A 15,551-nucleotide genomic window follows, 5' to 3' on the forward strand; every position below is an offset into this window, starting at 1 on the left:
ACTGGTGCCCTCCTTCCGCGAGCGGCAGCAGGCAGGTACTCCCGCAACGTGCGGGCTCCTAGATGACCTTCGACCAACTCGGCCTCGCCGAGCCGATCCTCCGTGCCGTGCTCGAACATGGCTATACAACTCCCACGCCGATCCAGGCCCAGGCGATTCCCATCGTGCTGTCGGGCAGCGACCTGCTGGGCGGCGCCCAGACCGGCACCGGCAAGACCGCCGGCTTCACGCTGCCGCTGCTGCACCGCCTGATGGACAAGCCCGCCGCGCGCGACGCCCGCGGCCGCGTGCCGGTGCGCGGCCTCATCCTCACGCCCACGCGTGAGCTGGCCGCCCAGGTGGAAGAAAGCGTCCGCACCTACGGCAAGTACAGCAAGCTCACCAGCATGGTGATGTTCGGCGGCGTGGGCATGCAGCCGCAGGTCGACAAGCTGCGCCGCGGCGTCGACATCCTGGTGGCCACGCCCGGCCGGCTGCTCGACCACCACCAGCAGGGCACGCTGGACCTGAGCAAGGTCGAGATCTTCGTGCTCGACGAAGCCGACCGCATGCTGGACATGGGCTTCATCCACGACATCAAGAAGGTGCTGGCCGTGCTGCCGCAGAGCAAGCAGAGCCTGCTGTTCTCGGCCACCTTCAGCGACGACATCAAGGCCCTGGCCGACCGCCTGCTGAACAAGCCGGCGCTGGTGGAGGTGGCCCGCCGCAACGCCACCGCCGACACCATCGCGCAGAAGGTGCATCCGGTGGGCCGCGACCGCAAGAAGGAGCTGCTGGCGCACCTGATCAAGAGCGAGGACTGGCACCAGGTGCTGGTGTTCACGCGCATGAAGCACGGTGCCAACCGGCTGACCGAGTACCTGAACGACCAGGGCATCAGCGCCATGGCCATCCACGGCAACAAGAGCCAGGGTGCACGCACCAAGGCGCTGGCCGACTTCAAGTCGGGCGACCTGACCTGCCTGGTGGCCACCGACATCGCGGCACGCGGCATCGACATCGACCAACTGCCGCACGTGGTGAACTACGAGCTGCCCAACGTGCCCGAGGACTACGTGCACCGCATCGGCCGCACCGGCCGCGCCGGTGCGCAGGGCGAGGCGGTGTCCCTGGTGTGCCTGGACGAGGAACTCTTCCTCGCCGACATCGAGAAGCTGATCAAGCGCAGCATCCCGCGCGAGACGGTGCCGGGCTTCGACGTGCCGGCCGGCGAGCGGGCCGAGCCCATCGTGCTGGGCCGCATGACCATCGGCGTCGGTGCGCCGCGCGGCGGCAGCCGGGGCGGTCGCCCGGGCGGCGGCGGCGGTGGTGGTGGTGGCCGGGCCGGCGGTGGCCGTCCGGCCGATCCGCGCGGCGGTGAGCCGCGGCGTGCCGGGTCGTCCGGCGGCGGTGGCGGCAACCATGCACCCCGCGCGGCCCACGGCGGCGGCGGCGGCAATGGGGGTGGTGGCGGCGGCGGTGGCAACCGTGCCGGCGGCCAGCCCGCCCGGCGTGGCGGTGGCGGTGGCGGCGGAGGCTCGTCCAACGGCCCGCGGCTGACGCAACCCAAGCGCTGAACCCCGGCAGCGGCCGGCATCCTCCAGGGACGCCGGCCGCTGCCGCTTGCATCCTGACGCGCCTCGTCACAGCTCTGCCGGCCAACGGTGGTTAAGGTCGGGCGCTTGAACCAAGGCGCCTGACGATGCGAGATACCCCCCCTCACCGCCTGGCAGGGCATGGACCTGCTGATCCTGCGCGGCGACGAAGAACTGGACCGCGTGCCGGCCACCGAGATCGAGCGTGTGATCCTGGCCTACCACCGCGGCGGCGAGACGCCCGGCGACCTCGCCTATGCGGTGCTGCTCACCGCCACCGACGCCCTGCTGCTGCCGCCGGCTTCCGGCATCGCCGGCCGGGTGCATTTCGAGCGCCAGGCCTTCTGGCAGGACAAGCCCTGCGTGTACTGGGTGCCCGCCGCGCGGGCGCCGCTGCCGCGTGCCTTGCGCGGTGGCTGGTCGCTGTTTCCGCGCAAGCTGCCGGGCTACCTGCGGGTGCCGCTGGCCCAGGTGCAGGCCGACCTGGCGCGCTGGCCGGTGGAAGGCCCGCAGAGCTGGGAGCAGCGCAAGTGGGAGCGCATCGTGCGCAGCCGGCTGCTGCAGCCCTGGGCGCCTGGTGGCACCGGTCCGGCCAACCCGGCGAGCGGCGGCAAACGCTGAGCGGACGGCCGTTCGCGGCTACCTGAACACGTTCTCCCGCAGCCACTTGGTGGCAACCCACTTCTCGCCCGTGATCACCGGCGCGCCGCCGTGCAGCGTGCGGGTGACCGGATGCGGGCGGTCGTAGCTGAAGAACACTGCATGGCCCTTGACCGGGGCCACTTCCAGCGCCACTTCGGGGAAGGTGGTGCCACCGCCTGCCGGCGGGGTGTTCAGGTAGGTGACGATGGTGGCCACCCGCTGGCCGCCGCGCTTCAGGATGGGCACCGAGCCCGGCTGTGCCGGGTCGAAGTAGTCGTGGTGCGGCCGGTATTCGGCGCCGGGGCCGTAGTGCAGCACCTGCAGGCCTTCGCCATGGTCCACCGGCCATTCCAGCAGCCGGGCGATGCGGGCTTCCAGCTTGCGGGCGACCTCGTTCTCGCCCCGCTCGAAGAACATGCCGCGGCTGGTGCGCGCCGCATTCACCTCGTTGCCGCCGGTGGCCACGTCCACCGTCTCGCTGCGGGCCATGCGCGGCGCGGCCAGGGCCACCAGTTCGTCGCATTCGTCGTCCGACAGCAGGCCGGCCAGCACCACCACCCGCGGATTGCGCAGCGACATCACCACCCGCACCTCGCGGTCGCCCGCGTCCAGCACGTTGGCGCCGCCGGGCTGCGCGATGTCGGGCACCGCCACCGGCACGGGCGGGCCGCCGGCCTGGTGCTGCTCGGCCAGGAAGCCGCTGAGCGCTTCTTCCATCGCCCGCATCGCGGCGTCCTCCTCCCAGCCGCTGGTCTTCATCGAGGCCAGCAGCGTCTCGGGGCCATGGCCGGCCTGCGCCTGCGCGACGATCCAGGCGCGCAGCTCGGGGGTGATGCTCTGTTTGCTCATGACGTCATCCTGCGGCGGAACACCAGCCGGTCGGGTTCCGAGGCGGCGGGCTCGAAACGATAACCGTCCAGGTCGAAGCCCTCCAGGCCCTTGGGCGTGACCACCCGCTGCTGCACCGCATAGCGCACCATCAGGCCGCGGGCACGCTTGGCGAAGAAGCTGATGATCTTGTAGCGGTCGGTCTTCCAGTCCTCGAACACGCAGTCCACCACCCGCGGCGCCAGCACCGCGCGCCGGGCGGCACGGAAATACTCCTGCGAGGCCAGGTTGACGATGACCGGGCTCTCGTTCTCCGCCGCCATCTGGTTGAGCCGCTGGGCCACGGTGTCGCCCCACCAGGCATACAGGTCGGGCCCGCGCGGGTTGGCCAGGCGGGTGCCCATCTCCAGCCGGTAGGGCTGCAGCCGGTCCATCGGCCGCAGCACGCCGTAAAGACCCGACAGGATGGCCAGGTGCCGCTGCAGCCAGGCCAGGTCATCGGCGCCCATCTCGCGCGCGCGCAGGCCGTCGTACACGTCGCCGTCGAAGGCCAGCACCGCCGGGCGGCTGTTGTCGGGCGTGGCCTTGCGGGTCCAGGCCTTGTAGCGCGCGGCATTCAGCTGCGACAGCTCGGCCGACAGGGCCATCAGCTCGCCCACAGCCTGGGCGGGCAGCGGCTTCAGCAGCTTGACGAGGCCGGCGGCCTGCTCGGTGAACACCGGCTCGGTGGCCTGGGCCAGCACCTCGGGCGGCAGCGGGGTTTCGTAGTCGAGCGACTTGGCGGGAGAGATCACGAAGAGCATGGCACCGATTATCACGGCGAGCGCGCCCGCGCCGATGATTGCCAAAAGCAAGCTTCCGGTGCAGCATGGGCCCATGAGCGCCGCCGCCACCCCACGCACCCCTGTCCCCGCCACCACCGCGCAGGCCCAGGCGCAGGCGCAGCTGCCGGCCCAGGTGCAGCTGCTGCGGCGCTTCAGCCGCTTCTACACCCGGCGCATCGGCCTGCTGCACGAGCATCTGCTGGACTCGCGCTTCACGCTGCCGGAATCGCGGCTGCTGTGGGAGCTGGCGCACCACGACGGCATCAGCGCCGCGGCGCTGGCGCGCGAGCTGGAGCTGGATCCGGGCTACCTGAGCCGGCTGCTGGCCGGCCTGAAGGCGCGGGGCCTGCTGCGCAGCCAGACCGCGCCGCACGACGCGCGGCAGACGTTGCTGCGGCTGTCCGCGGCCGGGCGCAAGGCCTTCGCGCCGCTGGACCAGCAGTCGCAGGCGCGCACCGCCGGGCTGCTGGCCAGCGTGCCGGCGGCCAGCCGCCAGGCGCTGGTGCAGAGCGCGGCCACGCTGATGGACCTGTTGGCCGCGCCCGGCGGCAGCGTGCAGCTGCGGCCGCACCGCCCGGGCGACATGGGCTGGGTGATCGCCCGCCACGGCGCGCTGTACGACGCCGAATACGGCTGGGGCCTGCGCTTCGAGGCGCTGGTGGCCGGCCTGTGCTCCCGCTTCGTCGAGCAGTTCGACGCCCGCCGCGAGGCCTGCTGGATCGCCGAGCGCGAGGGCCGGCCGCTGGGCAGCGTGTTCCTGGTGCAGGCGCGCGACGAAGCCAGCGGCAAGCCGCTGAAGGGCGTGGCCCAGCTGCGCATGCTGCTGGTGGAGCCCGATGCGCGCGGCGCGGGCGTGGGCGACCGGCTGGTGCTGCAGTGCATCGCCTTCGCGCGCGAGTGCGGCTACCGCAGCATCATGCTGTGGACCAACGACATGCTGGCCGGCGCCCGCCGGCTGTATGCCCGCCATGGCTGGCAGCTGGTCAAGAGCGAGCCGCATGCCGACTTCGGCGTGCCCATGGTGGGCGAGACCTGGCAGCTCAAGCTGGGGCCCGCCCGCTAAGCTGCCGCCCATGTACACCCTGCCTTGCCCCTGCGGCAGCGGCCGTCCGCTGGCCGACTGCTGCGCCCGCTGGCACAGCGGCCCCGAGCACCTGCGCGCACCGGATGCGCAGGCGCTCATGCGCTCGCGCTACAGCGCCTTCGTGCTGCAGGACGCCGACTACCTGCTGCAGACCTGGCATCCGCGCACCCGGCCGGCCGAGGTGCTGTTCGAGCCCGGACTGCGCTGGCTCGGCCTGCAGGTGCGCCGCCATGTGCCGCTCGGCGAGGACGAGGCCACGGTGGAGTTCGTCGCACGCAGCAAGCTGGCCGGCCGCGCCCACCGCCTGCACGAGACCAGCCGCTTCCTGCGCGAGGCCGGCCGCTGGTACTACCTGGACGGCACGCTGCACGCCGGCTGACCCTCAAGGCCGGTGGCGCCCCGGTCGATAAACGGCATGCCCCATGCCGCAAGACGGCCTGCGCCGCCATCGAGGGGCCTGCCATGGACCACTCGCGCCGCCGCCTGCTTCGCCATGCCCTCCACCTGTTGCCGGTCGCGGCGCTGGCGCCCCCGGCGTCCCGGGCCCAGACCGAGGCCACGCCCGGCGCCAGGCCGGGCCGCACCGTGCTCACCGTGCAGGCCGCCGGCCGCTCCGCGGTGGATTTCGACATGGCCGCGCTGGAGCGGCTGCCGCAGCGCAGCTTCCGCACCAGCACGCCGTGGTACCCGCAGCCGGTGAGCTTCACCGGCCCGCTGCTGCGCGACGTGCTGGCTGCCGCCGGCGTGCGCGGTCGCACGCTGCGGGCGGTGGCCCTGAACGACTACAAGGTGGACCTGCCGGCCGACGATGCCGCGCGCTTCGACGTGATCGTCGCGCGGCTGCTCGACGGCCAGCCGATGCCGGTGCGCGAGCGCGGCCCGCTGTTCATCGTCTATCCCTTCAGCACCAGCGCGGAGCTGCAATCGGAGAAGTACTACAGCCGCAGCGCCTGGCAGCTGCGCCGCATCGAGGTGGACTGACCTCCCATGCCCCCGCAAGAGGCCGATGCGCTGCTGCTGGCCGCGCCCCGCCGCCCGCGCACCCACCGCTGGCTGGTCGCGATCGCCGCGGTGCTGCTGATGGCCTTCGCGGTGGTGGGCTGGGTGCAGCACCGGCAGCTGGCGCTGCTGTCGGGATCGGTGCAGTACAACAGCGACAACATCGTCTGGAGCTTCTACCAGCTGCACAGCGAATACCTGCTGCTGCGCGACCAGCTGCGTGAAGCCGCGCGCCATCCCGACCGGCTGGACGGCGAGGCGCTGCAGCAGCGCTACGACATCTTCGTCAGCCGGCTGCCACTGGTGGCACCGCAGCGCACCGCGGTGGTGATGCCCGTGGCGCCGCTGCAGACCCGCACCCTGGCCCGGCTGGACGAGTTCGTGCAGCAGGCCGACCGGCTGCTGGGCCCGCAGCCCGAGCGCCCCTTCACCGCCGCCGACGTGCCGGCGCTGCTGGCAGGGCTGGAGCCGCTGGCCACCGAGCTGCACGAACTCTCGCTCTGGGCCACGGTGCAGGTGGCCGACCTGGTGGGCAACCGCAACCAGGCGGTGCGCGAGCAGAACCACATGGCCATCGGCCTGACCATCTTCCAGGGCCTGCTGACGCTGGCCTTCGCCGCGGTGGTGGTGCACCAGCTGCGTGCGCTGGCCGACCGCGGGCAGGCGCTGCAGGGACTGGCCGCCCGCTGGCGCGAGGCCCGCCGGGAGGCCGAGGCGGCCAGCAGTGCCAAGAGCAGCTTCCTGGCCAACATGAGCCACGAGATCCGCACGCCGCTCACCTCCATCATCGGCTTTGCCGACCTGCTGCTGGACCCGGCGCAGGACGAGGCCGAACGCGCCGAGGCGGTGCACACCATCCGCCGCAACGGCGAGCACCTGCTGCAGGTGATCAACGACATCCTGGACCTGTCGAAGATCGAGACCGGCAAGCTGGAGCTGGCGCTGGGGCCCGTCCACCTGCCCACGCTGCTGCGCGAGGTGGCCACGCTGGTGATGCCGCGGGCCCGCCACAAGGGCCTGGCCTTCGAGCTGCATGCCGAGGCGCCGCTGCCGCTGCTGGTGCACGGCGACGCGCTGCGGCTCAAGCAGATCCTGCTCAACCTGTGCGGCAATGCCGTCAAGTTCACCCATGAAGGCTCAGTCACGCTGGCGCTGCGGCTGCACGAGCCCGGCGGCACGCTGCAGTTCGTGGTGACCGACACCGGCATCGGCATGACGCCGGCGCAGTGCGGGCGGCTGTTCCAGCCCTTCACCCAGGCCGATGCCTCCATCACCCGGCGCTTCGGTGGCACCGGGCTGGGGCTGTCGCTGTCCAGCCAGCTGGCGGCCTCGCTGGGCGGCAGCATCGCCGCCAGCAGCCAGTGGGGCGTGGGCAGCCGCTTCGAGCTGAGCCTGCCCGTCTCGCGCGAGGCGCTGCGCGCGGCCGCGCCGTGGCCGCCCGGCTGGCTGGCTGCCGGTACCGCGGCCGAGGGCGAGGCGGAGGCTGCGCCGCCGGCCGCCGTGGCCCGGCTGCAGGGCCGCGTGCTGCTGGCCGAGGACGGCAGCGACAACCAGCGGCTCATCGGCGCCTACCTGCGCCGCGCCGGGCTGCAGGCCGAGGTGGTGGGCGACGGCGAGCAGGCGGTGCGCGCGGCGCTGGCCGGCCGCTTCGACCTGGTGCTGATGGACATCCAGATGCCGGTGCTGGACGGTGCGGCCGCCCTCACCCGGCTGCGCAGCGGCGGCTACCGCGGCCCGGTGGTGGCGCTGACGGCCAACGTGATGGCCAGCGACGTGCAGCACTACCTGGCGCTGGGCTTCGACGACGTGCTGGCCAAGCCGCTGCAGCTGCAGCGCTTCCATGCGGTGCTGGCGCAACGGCTGGCGCGGGCCGCGCCGGCGGCCGAGGACGAAGGCTTCGCGCAGGAGATGGCGCAGCTGGCCGCGCTCTTCCGCCAGGGCCTGCCGCAGCAGCTGGCGGCCATCGAGCAGGCCGCCGCGCAGGCGGACTGGCCGGCCCTGGCCGGGCTGGTGCACACGCTCAAGGGCACGGCCGGCTCCTTCGGCTTCGGCCAGCTGACGGCGCCCTGCCTGGCGCTGGAACAGCTGCTCCGGCGCACCACGCCGGTGCCGCAGCAGGTGTCGGCGCAGGCGGTGGCCCAGGTGCGTCAGCTGCTGCAGATCGCTCGCGAAGGGCTGGCAGAGGCCGCCGTCGCCGTGAACCCGCCCGCCGACCCGCCCGCCAACCAGCCCGCCGGCGCACCGGCCCAGGTGCACGCCTGAGCCGCCCCGGCCTTCAGTCGCCGCCCTGGCGGAACACCAGCGGCGCCATGCGGGTCATCTGCGCGGCGCCGAAGATGGTGGCGAACGGCAGGTCGGCCGCGTCCTGCCCTGTGCCGATGCGGATCACGTCCAGCGGATCGGCCATCGCGGTGGGGTCGAACATCACCCAGCGGCCTTCCAGCCAGGCTTCGAACAACGCGTGGAAGTCGGGCGGCGGATCGGCCCACTCCACATGGCCCACCACGAAACGCGCCGGGATGTTCAGCGCCCGGCACAGCCCGATGGCCACGTGGGCGTAGTCGCGGCACACGCCGGTGCGATTGGCCAGCACGTCGCGGGTGGTGCCGTAGGGCTTGCTGGTGCCCACCTCGTACTTCACGTTGTCGCGCACCCACTGGCAGATGCGCTCCACCCGCCGGAAGCCCAGGTCGGCGGTGCCGATCCAGCGCACCGCGTCATGGAAGATCAGCTCCGATTCCACGTAGCGGCTGCCGGTGAGGAAAGGCATCACGTCCAGCGGCAGGTAGGCGGTGGGCGTCTCGCGCATGTTCTCGGTGCCGGGAATGCGCCGCACCGTGGCGGTGGTCTGGTAGCGGATGCTGAAGGGGCCGGCGCCCACGTTCAGCCGCAGCGTGCGGTTGCCCAGCGGATCCGTGTAGCGGCCCATGGGCACCGGCGGGATCGTGGTCAGCGATTCGTCGCCGATCGACTGCTCGGGCGTGAAGGCGGCCTCGATCTTGAAGATGAAGGTGCTGGGCTGCTGGACTTCGTAGTTCAGCTCGCAGTCGATGAGGAAATGGCGTGACATGGCGGGCTCTGCGGAGGGGCGGTGGCCTGGACTGAGGCAACAGCCGTGCCTTGCCGTCCGCCTGCGCCGCCACGCAGATGACAGCGCCGTCATCTGGCCGTCAGCGTGGCGCCGGGCTGGGCTGGATAGACTGCTGGGTCACCGCCGCCGTGAAGTTGCCCCTGCCATGCGTGTTCTCATCGTCGAAGACGAAGCCAAGACGGCCGACTACCTGCGCCGCGGCCTCACCGAGCAGGGCCATGTGGTGGACGTGGCCGGCAACGGCATCGACGGCCTGCATGCCGCGCGCGAGGGCCGGCACGACCTGATCGTGCTGGACGTGATGCTGCCGGGCATCGACGGCTTCGAGGTGCTGCGCGAGGTGCGGCGCAGCCAGCAGGTGCCCATCATCATGCTCACCGCCCGCGACGGCATCGAGGACCGGGTGCGCGGGCTGCAGGCCGGCGCCGACGACTACCTGGTCAAGCCCTTCTCCTTCCTGGAGCTGAGCGCGCGGCTGCAGGCGCTGGCGCGGCGCAGCCGGCAGCTGGAGCCCACCACCATCACCGTGGGCGACCTGGTGCTGGACTTGCTGGGCCGCAAGGTGCACCGCGCCGGCGAGCGCATCGACCTCACCGCCAAGGAATTCGCGCTGCTGGCCGCGCTGGCGCGGCGGCCGGGCCAGGTGCTGTCGCGCACCGAGATCACCGAGCTGGTGTGGGACATGAACTTCGACAGCAACACCAACGTGGTGGAAGTGGCCGTCAAGCGGCTGCGCGCCAAGATCGACGGGCCGGCGCATGGCCGCAAGCTGGTACACACGCTGCGCGGCATGGGCTATGTGCTGGAAGACCGCGGCGCGGATGCACCATGAAGTGGCATGTCCTGCGCCGCTGGCAGCCCGGCCGTTACCTGGCCTGGCGGCTGACCGCCATGTTCGCCGGCTGCGCGACGGTGGTGTTCCTGCTGGGCGCGCTGGCGCTGCACACGCTGCTGCGCGACAACCTGATGGCCCAGGTGCGGGCCGAGCTGGCGCTGCGCGGCACCTGGGGCGAATCGGTGGTGGCCCGGGTGCAGAGCGAATCGCAGTGGCGGCTGTGGCTGGTGCCCAAGCTCAACTCGATGGACATGGAACGCAGCGGCATGCGGCTGTGGATCGTCAGCGACGATCCCGCCTTCCGCTATGGCCAGCCCAGCGCGCAGGTGCTGGCCCTGGCGCGCGCCGGCGGCTATGGCCTGCTGCACCAGGAAGATCATCCCTGCGACTTCGTCACCTGGTCGCGCACGCTGCAGGCCGATGGCGACCGCCCGCCGGTGACGCTGGTGCTGGCGCGCGATCCCCTGCCCTTCTGGAACACGCTGGCCAACTTCCGGCTGGCCCTGGTGGGCTTCGGCGTGGCCGGCGTGCTGGGCGTGGCGGGGCTGGGCTATGGCATTGCCCGCCTGGGCCTGCAGCCGCTGGGCCGGCTGTCGCGCCAGGCGCAGGCGCTCAATCCGAACCGCCCTTCGCAGCGGCTGGCGCTGGCGCCGATGCCGGCCGAACTGGACGACCTGACCGCCTCCTTCAACGGCGCGCTGGAGCGCCTGGAAGGCGCCTGCCGCCAGCTCGAGGCCTTCAATGCCGACGTGGCGCATGAGCTGCGCACGCCGCTGGCCAACCTGATCGGCCAGACGCAGGTGATGCTCACCCGCCCGCGCGACGCGGCCGAGCTGGCCGAGGTGCTGCACTCCAACCTGGAGGAGCTGGAGCGGCTGAAGGCCATCGTCAACGACATGCTGTTCCTCGCCCGCGCCGACCAGGGCGCGGCCGCCTCGCGCCATGCCGAGGTGTCGCTGGCCGACGAGGTGCACAAGGTGCTGGACTACCTGGAGTGCATGGTGGAGGACCAGCAGGTGCGCGTGGTGGTGCGCGGCGATGCCCGCGGCTGCCTGGAAACCGCGCTGCTGCGGCGGGCGCTGAACAACCTGCTGCAGAACGCCATCGAGCATTCCGCGGCCGGCGACGAGATCGTGGTGGACATCGGCCGCCAGGGCGAGCAGTTGTCCGTGGCGGTGAGCAATCCCGGCGCGGCCATCGAGCAGCGCCACCTGGCCCATCTGTTCGACCGCTTCTACCGTGCCGACAGCGCACGCCGCAATTCGGCCGGCAACCACGGCCTGGGACTGGCCATCGTCAAGGCCATCGCGGTGATGCACCGTGGCACGGTGTTCGCGCGTTCCGAGCGCGGGCGCAACACCTTCGGCCTCACGCTGGGGCTGTAGGGCGGCTCGGCCGCAGATGACGCAAACGTCATCCGGCCGTCACGCTGGCGCCGGTGGCCGCTGCCTACAGTGGATGTCATGGGCGCATTCACCTACACCTCGATGATGATCCGCGCGCAGGCGCGCTACCGGGCCGGCACCTCAGGCGCCGCGCTTGCTGCGCAGCCGCTCGCGGCTGGCGCGGGCACGGGCCTTCCACTGGGCGAGCTGCTGGCGCCGGTCCAGCAGGCCCAGGGCGTCGCGCCGCAGCTCCCGCTGCAGCTTGAGGAAGTTGTCGACCCGGTCGCCGTCCACGGCCGCGCGCACCGCGCAGCCGGGCTCGCCGGCATGGCGGCAATCCCGGAAGCGGCACTGCAGCGACAGCCGCGCGATGTCGCCGAAGCTGGCCGCCAGGGTGGCCGCGTCCGCATCGGGCCGCAGCGCGCGCACGCCCGGCGTGTCGATCAGGCAGGCGCCGCCGCACAAGCGATGCAGGCTGCGTGAGGTGGTGGTGTGGCGGCCGCGGCCGTCGTGCTGCCGGGTGGGGCCGGTGTCCTGCACCGCCTGGCCGATCAAGGCATTGGCCAGCGTGGACTTGCCCGCACCGCTGGAGCCGATGAGCACCAGCGTGCGGCCTGGCAGCAGCCAGGGGGCCAGCGCCTGCGCCGCCGCCGCCGGCGAGCGCCCATCCAGCGCCAGCCGCGGCACCCGGTCCGGCAACCGGCCCTCGAGCCGGGCCAGCGCCGCCGGCACGTCGGCGCACAGGTCGGCCTTGCTCAGCACCACCACCGGCTGCACGCCGCTGGCATCGGCCAGCGCCAGGAAGCGCTCCAGCCGGCGCGGGCTGAAGTCGTCGTCCAGGCCCATGACGATGAGCGCGGTGTCCACGTTGCTCACCAGCACATGGCGGCGGCCGTCGGCATCGCGCCGGCTCAGTGCATTGCTGCGCGCGAGGAAGTCGGTCAGCCAGCAGGCGCCATCGGGTTCCTGGCGGGCCAGGCCCCAGTCGCCCACCGCCAGCGCATCGCCGGCGGCTTGCAGTTCATGCACCAGCGCCGGCAGCAAGCGGGCGCTGTAGTCGTCGGTGCCGTCGTGCAGGCGCACGGTATGGCGGTTCACCTCGGTCACCCGCACCAGGCGGGTGGTGTCGTCGAAGCGCAGGGTGTTCAGGAGCTGCCGTATCGGGCGCGTGAGGCCGATCGACAGGAAGGCGTCGTCATCGAAGTCCTGCATGGTCAGGGTCTGTCCAGTCAAGCTGCAACCAGCCGCGGGCGACAAGCCCGGCGGCAACGGATGGAGGGAGGCGGAAGACCCTGCGGCGCAGGGCGATGTCAGCGTGCGGGCGCGGGACTTCCGGCGTGTTGGGGGGCGGGCGTCATGTGCTTCTTCATGGTGTCCCCTTTCGCAGGAAGTGGTGGCCGAGGGCCGCAGTGTGGCCAGCCCGGGCCGTCGGCGTCAAGCGCCGCATGGCATGGGCACCACAAGGCCCCGAAGGCCGCCACCGGATCGCCGCCCGCCAATTGGTTGCATTGCTAACCAATCAGGCGTACGCTGGCGCCATGTTCGAGCAATGCCTGTACTTCAACACCACCGCGCTGGCCCGCCAGCTGGAGCGCACCTGGACGGCGGCCTTCCAGCCCTTCGGCCTGACGCCGCCGCAGGCCTTCCTGCTGCGGGCGGTGCTGGCCGAGCCCGGCCTGCCGGCTTCCGAGCTGGCGCGGCGCATGGCCATCTCCAAGCCCACGGCCACCCGCTCGATGGACGGCCTGCTGGCCAAGGGCCTGATCGAGCGCGCCGCCTCCGGCCGCGACGGCCGCGAATGGGCGATCCATCCCACCGAGGCCGCCTGGGCGCTGCACGGCAGGCTCAACCGCGCCAGTGCCGCGGTGACCGAACGCCTGAAGAAGCTGCTGGGCCCGGAAGCCTTTGCCGACACGGTGGGCCAGGTGCGCGCAGTGCGCGCCGCGCTGGAGTGAACCTGCCCCGTCGCATCGCCCCGCCGGCCGCCTGAAGCCATCACGCCAACCGACTCTTCCCGCGACCAAATGGTTGCATTGCTAACCAACTGAAGGAGCATCCCATGCCCATCCTCAACGTCAAGGTCAGCGCCGAACCCTCGGCCGAGATGACCAGCCGCATCGCCGAGCTGCTGCTGGAGGCCACCACCCGCATCCTGCACAAGCGTCGCGAGCTCACCGCCATCACGGTGGACTACGTGCCGCCCGAGCACTGGGTGGTGGGCGGCCGCACGCTGGCCGAGCAGCGCAAGGCCAGCTTCTACTTCGATGTGAAGGTGGTGGACGAGACCAACACCAAGGCGGAAAAGGCGCAGTACATCGACGAGGTGTTCGCCGGCTTCGCCCGGCTGCTGGGCAACCTGCACGAGGAGAGCTACATCCACGTGCACGACGTGCGCGCCACCGCCTATGGCTATGGCGGGCTCACGCAGGAATACCGCCACCAGCATCCGCAGCCGGCGTAGCACGCTGCCGGGCAGCGGCCCCGCAGGCCGCGGACCGTCAGAACACCAGCGTCGAGAAGCTGAAGCGCCGGCTGAAGGCCACGCCGCCGGCCGTGCCTTCGACTTCCACGGTGTAGCTGGCGCCTTCGGCCAGCTTCACCCGCGGCACCACGAAGGCCTGGTGCACGCCCAGCCGGCGGTTCGGGTCGTCGCTGGCGTGGTACAGCGCCACCGGCAGCTCGGCTCCGGCTGCGCTCAGCACCCGGGCGCGGGTCAGCTGCAGCACCTGGCCACCCGGCGCGCGCACATAGATGGGATGGCCCACGTGGGTGTCCTGCGCCAGGCCCAGGCCGGCGAAGGGATCGGGGCTCTCGCCGTACATGTAGGGCTGCAGGCCGGTGCTGCCTTCGCAGGGATAGGTCACCAGCGTGGCCGGTTCCTGCAGCGGCACGCCCGGCTGGGTGCCGGTCATCCAGGTGAGGATGGTCATGGGCAGCGGCGTGTTCTGCGCCAGCTCCACGCCGGCGCCCGCGTCGCGGTTGCCGTCCAGCAGGCCGATCTGGTGGTAGACCGAGGCGAACATGGTGCGCACGAGCGCGTTGCCGTAATCCTTGGGCCGGCTGTAGTAGTGGTAGCCCAGGTACTCGGACACGTTGCCGGTGTAACCGGCGCGGGCTGCCCGGTCGGCCGGGTTCACGCCGGTGAAGCCGCTGCGGCTCGCGTCTTGCACCGCGCCGGTGTCGAAGAGGGCCTCGTTCCAGCGGGCGCCCAGGTACGCGGCATGCCCGCCGGCGGCAGCGTCCAGCTGGGCGTTCTGTGCCACCTTGCCGAAGCCGCAGCGGCTGCGCTCGCTGTTCACCGTGTCGAAGGCGGCGGCCACGATCGAGCCTGCGGTGTAGGTGGGCGTGGGCACCTCGGTGACCGGGGCGGTGTCGGCGCCGGCATTGGTGCCCGTGCCGCTGCCCGGGGCGGGCTGCTCCGCGCCGGTGCCGCCGCCGGGGGCGGCCACCGGATCGGTGGGGTGCCGCCGGGCGGCGGGGCGACGGGCGTCACCACCGGCGTGGCCGGCGTGGCGCCGGAGGGGCTGCTGCCGGCGTCCGAGCCGCCACCGCCGCCACCACCGCAGGCAGTCATCGCGGCGGCGGCACCCAGCAGCACCAGCGTCGTGGTCAGTTTCATGGCTCCATCCCTTTCAAGGCGTGTTGATGTCGCCTGCTGCGGGCAAGCCCGGGCCCTGCGCCTCCACCACCCCCGCAAAGCGGTGGCCGATGGCCGGCCCCCGGCAACAGCGTTCCGCCCGGCGAACGGCATCCGGGGCAGTTCGTACGGCTTGTCGAATGGCGGGCCGGCGCTGCCCTGGGGATCCGCCCTGGCCGGCGGTTGGCATGGGGCGTGCTGCTGCCAAGGGCCGTGCAGTCGTCGGTGCAAGCCCTTTTTTCCGTTCCCCTTCCCTTTTGCGAAAGACCGTCATGTCCCTGCATTCCGTCGAAGCCCTGCATGCCGATGCCCAGGGTGCGCTCAGCGGCGCCCAGGAAGCCCTGGAACAGGCCGCCACGGCCGAGAGCAGCCGCGCCGAGGAACTGCGTGCCCGTGGCCTGGCCAAGCTGCGCGCCGCCCGCGAGACGCTGGCCCAGGCCCGCGACACCGCCGTGGAGCGCGGCCGCAGCACCGCCCGCGCGGCCGACAACCTGGTGCACGACAACCCGTGGCCGGTGGTGGCCGGCGCGCTGGCGCTGGGCGTGCTGGCCGGGCTGCTGCTGACGCGCCGCCGCTGAGCGGGCGCAAGCCTGCCCCGAACATCCACACCACGCGCCCGCCCCGGCGCAGATTCCACCGTGCCGGCCACAGG

Annotated in this window: 16 protein-coding genes; 11 read left to right on the top strand and 5 right to left on the bottom strand. The window is 72.2% G+C overall.

The genetic code is table 11. The features are described 5' to 3' along the window. The first annotated feature begins 62 nt into the window (after positions 1–62). Entirely contained in the window at positions 63–1,556 is a 1,494-nt protein-coding gene (locus tag LRS14_RS20145; protein ID WP_257800821.1) for a DEAD/DEAH box helicase, read from the top strand. Positions 1,557–1,715: 159 nt separating this feature from the next. Next, a complete protein-coding gene (locus tag LRS14_RS20150; protein WP_046114408.1) occupies positions 1,716–2,195 on the top strand; it encodes a hypothetical protein in 480 nt (159 codons plus the stop codon). An 18-nt stretch (positions 2,196–2,213) separates the two neighbouring features. On the opposite strand, the gene LRS14_RS20155 is transcribed toward LRS14_RS20150, so the two are convergent. Further along, positions 2,214–3,065 carry a 2OG-Fe(II) oxygenase gene (locus LRS14_RS20155; RefSeq protein ID WP_046114407.1) on the bottom strand — a complete coding sequence of 284 codons (852 nt, stop codon included), beginning with the start codon at positions 3,063–3,065 and terminating at the stop codon, positions 2,214–2,216. Further along, positions 3,062–3,847, bottom strand: coding sequence for a peroxide stress protein YaaA (gene yaaA / locus LRS14_RS20160; protein ID WP_257800822.1), 786 nt, complete (start codon positions 3,845–3,847; stop codon positions 3,062–3,064). Before yaaA ends, LRS14_RS20155 begins: the two co-directional genes overlap by 4 nt. Before the next feature lie 73 nt (positions 3,848–3,920). On the opposite strand from yaaA, the gene LRS14_RS20165 reads away from it, so the two are divergent. The 4 genes from LRS14_RS20165 (at position 3,921) to LRS14_RS20180 (ending at position 8,213) form a co-directional block, all read left to right on the top strand. After that, positions 3,921–4,931, top strand: a complete 1,011-nt coding sequence (locus tag LRS14_RS20165) for a helix-turn-helix domain-containing GNAT family N-acetyltransferase (protein ID WP_257800823.1) — start codon at positions 3,921–3,923, stop codon at positions 4,929–4,931. 10 nt (positions 4,932–4,941) lie between these two features. Beyond that, positions 4,942–5,331, top strand: coding sequence for a YchJ family protein (locus LRS14_RS20170; protein ID WP_257800824.1), 390 nt, complete (start codon positions 4,942–4,944; stop codon positions 5,329–5,331). A gap of 83 nt (positions 5,332–5,414) precedes the next feature. Next, positions 5,415–5,933 (top strand): molybdopterin-dependent oxidoreductase, encoded by a 519-nt coding sequence (locus tag LRS14_RS20175; RefSeq protein ID WP_257800825.1) that lies wholly within the window; start codon positions 5,415–5,417, stop codon positions 5,931–5,933. Positions 5,934–5,939: 6 nt separating this feature from the next. Then, entirely contained in the window at positions 5,940–8,213 is a 2,274-nt protein-coding gene (locus tag LRS14_RS20180) for an ATP-binding protein (RefSeq protein WP_257800826.1), read from the top strand. Between the two features lie 13 nt (positions 8,214–8,226). Here LRS14_RS20180 and LRS14_RS20185 read toward each other — a convergent pair whose 3' ends face one another. Then, positions 8,227–9,021, bottom strand: a complete 795-nt coding sequence (locus tag LRS14_RS20185; protein ID WP_046114404.1) for a transglutaminase family protein — start codon at positions 9,019–9,021, stop codon at positions 8,227–8,229. 166 nt (positions 9,022–9,187) lie between these two features. Between LRS14_RS20185 and LRS14_RS20190 the strand changes: the two genes are divergently transcribed. Both LRS14_RS20190 and LRS14_RS20195 read left to right on the top strand, forming a co-directional pair. Beyond that, the gene (locus LRS14_RS20190) at positions 9,188–9,874 is read left to right on the top strand and encodes a heavy metal response regulator transcription factor (RefSeq protein WP_046114403.1); all 687 of its coding nucleotides are present in this window, start codon (positions 9,188–9,190) and stop codon (positions 9,872–9,874) included. Continuing rightward, positions 9,871–11,262 carry a heavy metal sensor histidine kinase gene (locus tag LRS14_RS20195; RefSeq protein WP_257800827.1) on the top strand — a complete coding sequence of 464 codons (1,392 nt, stop codon included), beginning with the start codon at positions 9,871–9,873 and terminating at the stop codon, positions 11,260–11,262. Before LRS14_RS20190 ends, LRS14_RS20195 begins: the two co-directional genes overlap by 4 nt. Positions 11,263–11,403: 141 nt before the next feature. Here LRS14_RS20195 and rsgA read toward each other — a convergent pair whose 3' ends face one another. After that, positions 11,404–12,474 carry a ribosome small subunit-dependent GTPase A gene (gene rsgA / locus LRS14_RS20200; protein ID WP_257800828.1) on the bottom strand — a complete coding sequence of 357 codons (1,071 nt, stop codon included), beginning with the start codon at positions 12,472–12,474 and terminating at the stop codon, positions 11,404–11,406. A 326-nt stretch (positions 12,475–12,800) separates the two neighbouring features. Between rsgA and LRS14_RS20205 the strand changes: the two genes are divergently transcribed. Next, positions 12,801–13,217: a MarR family winged helix-turn-helix transcriptional regulator gene (locus LRS14_RS20205; protein ID WP_046114400.1), complete on the top strand. Its 417-nt coding sequence runs from the start codon at positions 12,801–12,803 to the stop codon at positions 13,215–13,217. Positions 13,218–13,321: 104 nt separating this feature from the next. Further along, the gene (locus LRS14_RS20210) at positions 13,322–13,723 is read left to right on the top strand and encodes a 4-oxalocrotonate tautomerase family protein (RefSeq protein WP_046114399.1); all 402 of its coding nucleotides are present in this window, start codon (positions 13,322–13,324) and stop codon (positions 13,721–13,723) included. Between the two features lie 37 nt (positions 13,724–13,760). Here LRS14_RS20210 and LRS14_RS20215 read toward each other — a convergent pair whose 3' ends face one another. Next, complete coding sequence (locus LRS14_RS20215; RefSeq protein WP_257800829.1) at positions 13,761–14,711, bottom strand: hypothetical protein; 951 nt, start codon at positions 14,709–14,711, stop codon at positions 13,761–13,763. A 460-nt stretch (positions 14,712–15,171) separates the two neighbouring features. On the opposite strand from LRS14_RS20215, the gene LRS14_RS20220 reads away from it, so the two are divergent. Further along, positions 15,172–15,477: a glycine zipper domain-containing protein gene (locus tag LRS14_RS20220; protein WP_046114397.1), complete on the top strand. Its 306-nt coding sequence runs from the start codon at positions 15,172–15,174 to the stop codon at positions 15,475–15,477. Positions 15,478–15,551: the final 74 nt, after the last annotated feature.

Source organism: Aquincola sp. J276, from assembly GCF_024700035.1.
Taxonomy (GTDB): Bacteria; Pseudomonadota; Gammaproteobacteria; order Burkholderiales; family Burkholderiaceae_C; genus Aquincola; species Aquincola tertiaricarbonis.

Excerpts from the sequence above, each read along its gene's own strand:
- LRS14_RS20145 (WP_257800821.1), top strand. The coding sequence starts at position 63 with ATGACCTTCGACCAACTCGGCCTCGCCGAGCCGATCCTCCGTGCCGTG.
- LRS14_RS20150 (WP_046114408.1), top strand. The coding sequence starts at position 1,716 with ATGGACCTGCTGATCCTGCGCGGCGACGAAGAACTGGACCGCGTGCCG.
- LRS14_RS20155 (WP_046114407.1), bottom strand. The coding sequence starts at position 3,065 with ATGAGCAAACAGAGCATCACCCCCGAGCTGCGCGCCTGGATCGTCGCG.
- yaaA (WP_257800822.1), bottom strand. The coding sequence starts at position 3,847 with ATGCTCTTCGTGATCTCTCCCGCCAAGTCGCTCGACTACGAAACCCCG.
- LRS14_RS20165 (WP_257800823.1), top strand. The coding sequence starts at position 3,921 with ATGAGCGCCGCCGCCACCCCACGCACCCCTGTCCCCGCCACCACCGCG.
- LRS14_RS20170 (WP_257800824.1), top strand. The coding sequence starts at position 4,942 with ATGTACACCCTGCCTTGCCCCTGCGGCAGCGGCCGTCCGCTGGCCGAC.
- LRS14_RS20175 (WP_257800825.1), top strand. The coding sequence starts at position 5,415 with ATGGACCACTCGCGCCGCCGCCTGCTTCGCCATGCCCTCCACCTGTTG.
- LRS14_RS20180 (WP_257800826.1), top strand. The coding sequence starts at position 5,940 with ATGCCCCCGCAAGAGGCCGATGCGCTGCTGCTGGCCGCGCCCCGCCGC.
- LRS14_RS20185 (WP_046114404.1), bottom strand. The coding sequence starts at position 9,021 with ATGTCACGCCATTTCCTCATCGACTGCGAGCTGAACTACGAAGTCCAG.
- LRS14_RS20190 (WP_046114403.1), top strand. The coding sequence starts at position 9,188 with ATGCGTGTTCTCATCGTCGAAGACGAAGCCAAGACGGCCGACTACCTG.
- LRS14_RS20195 (WP_257800827.1), top strand. The coding sequence starts at position 9,871 with ATGAAGTGGCATGTCCTGCGCCGCTGGCAGCCCGGCCGTTACCTGGCC.
- rsgA (WP_257800828.1), bottom strand. The coding sequence starts at position 12,474 with ATGCAGGACTTCGATGACGACGCCTTCCTGTCGATCGGCCTCACGCGC.
- LRS14_RS20205 (WP_046114400.1), top strand. The coding sequence starts at position 12,801 with ATGTTCGAGCAATGCCTGTACTTCAACACCACCGCGCTGGCCCGCCAG.
- LRS14_RS20210 (WP_046114399.1), top strand. The coding sequence starts at position 13,322 with ATGCCCATCCTCAACGTCAAGGTCAGCGCCGAACCCTCGGCCGAGATG.
- LRS14_RS20220 (WP_046114397.1), top strand. The coding sequence starts at position 15,172 with ATGTCCCTGCATTCCGTCGAAGCCCTGCATGCCGATGCCCAGGGTGCG.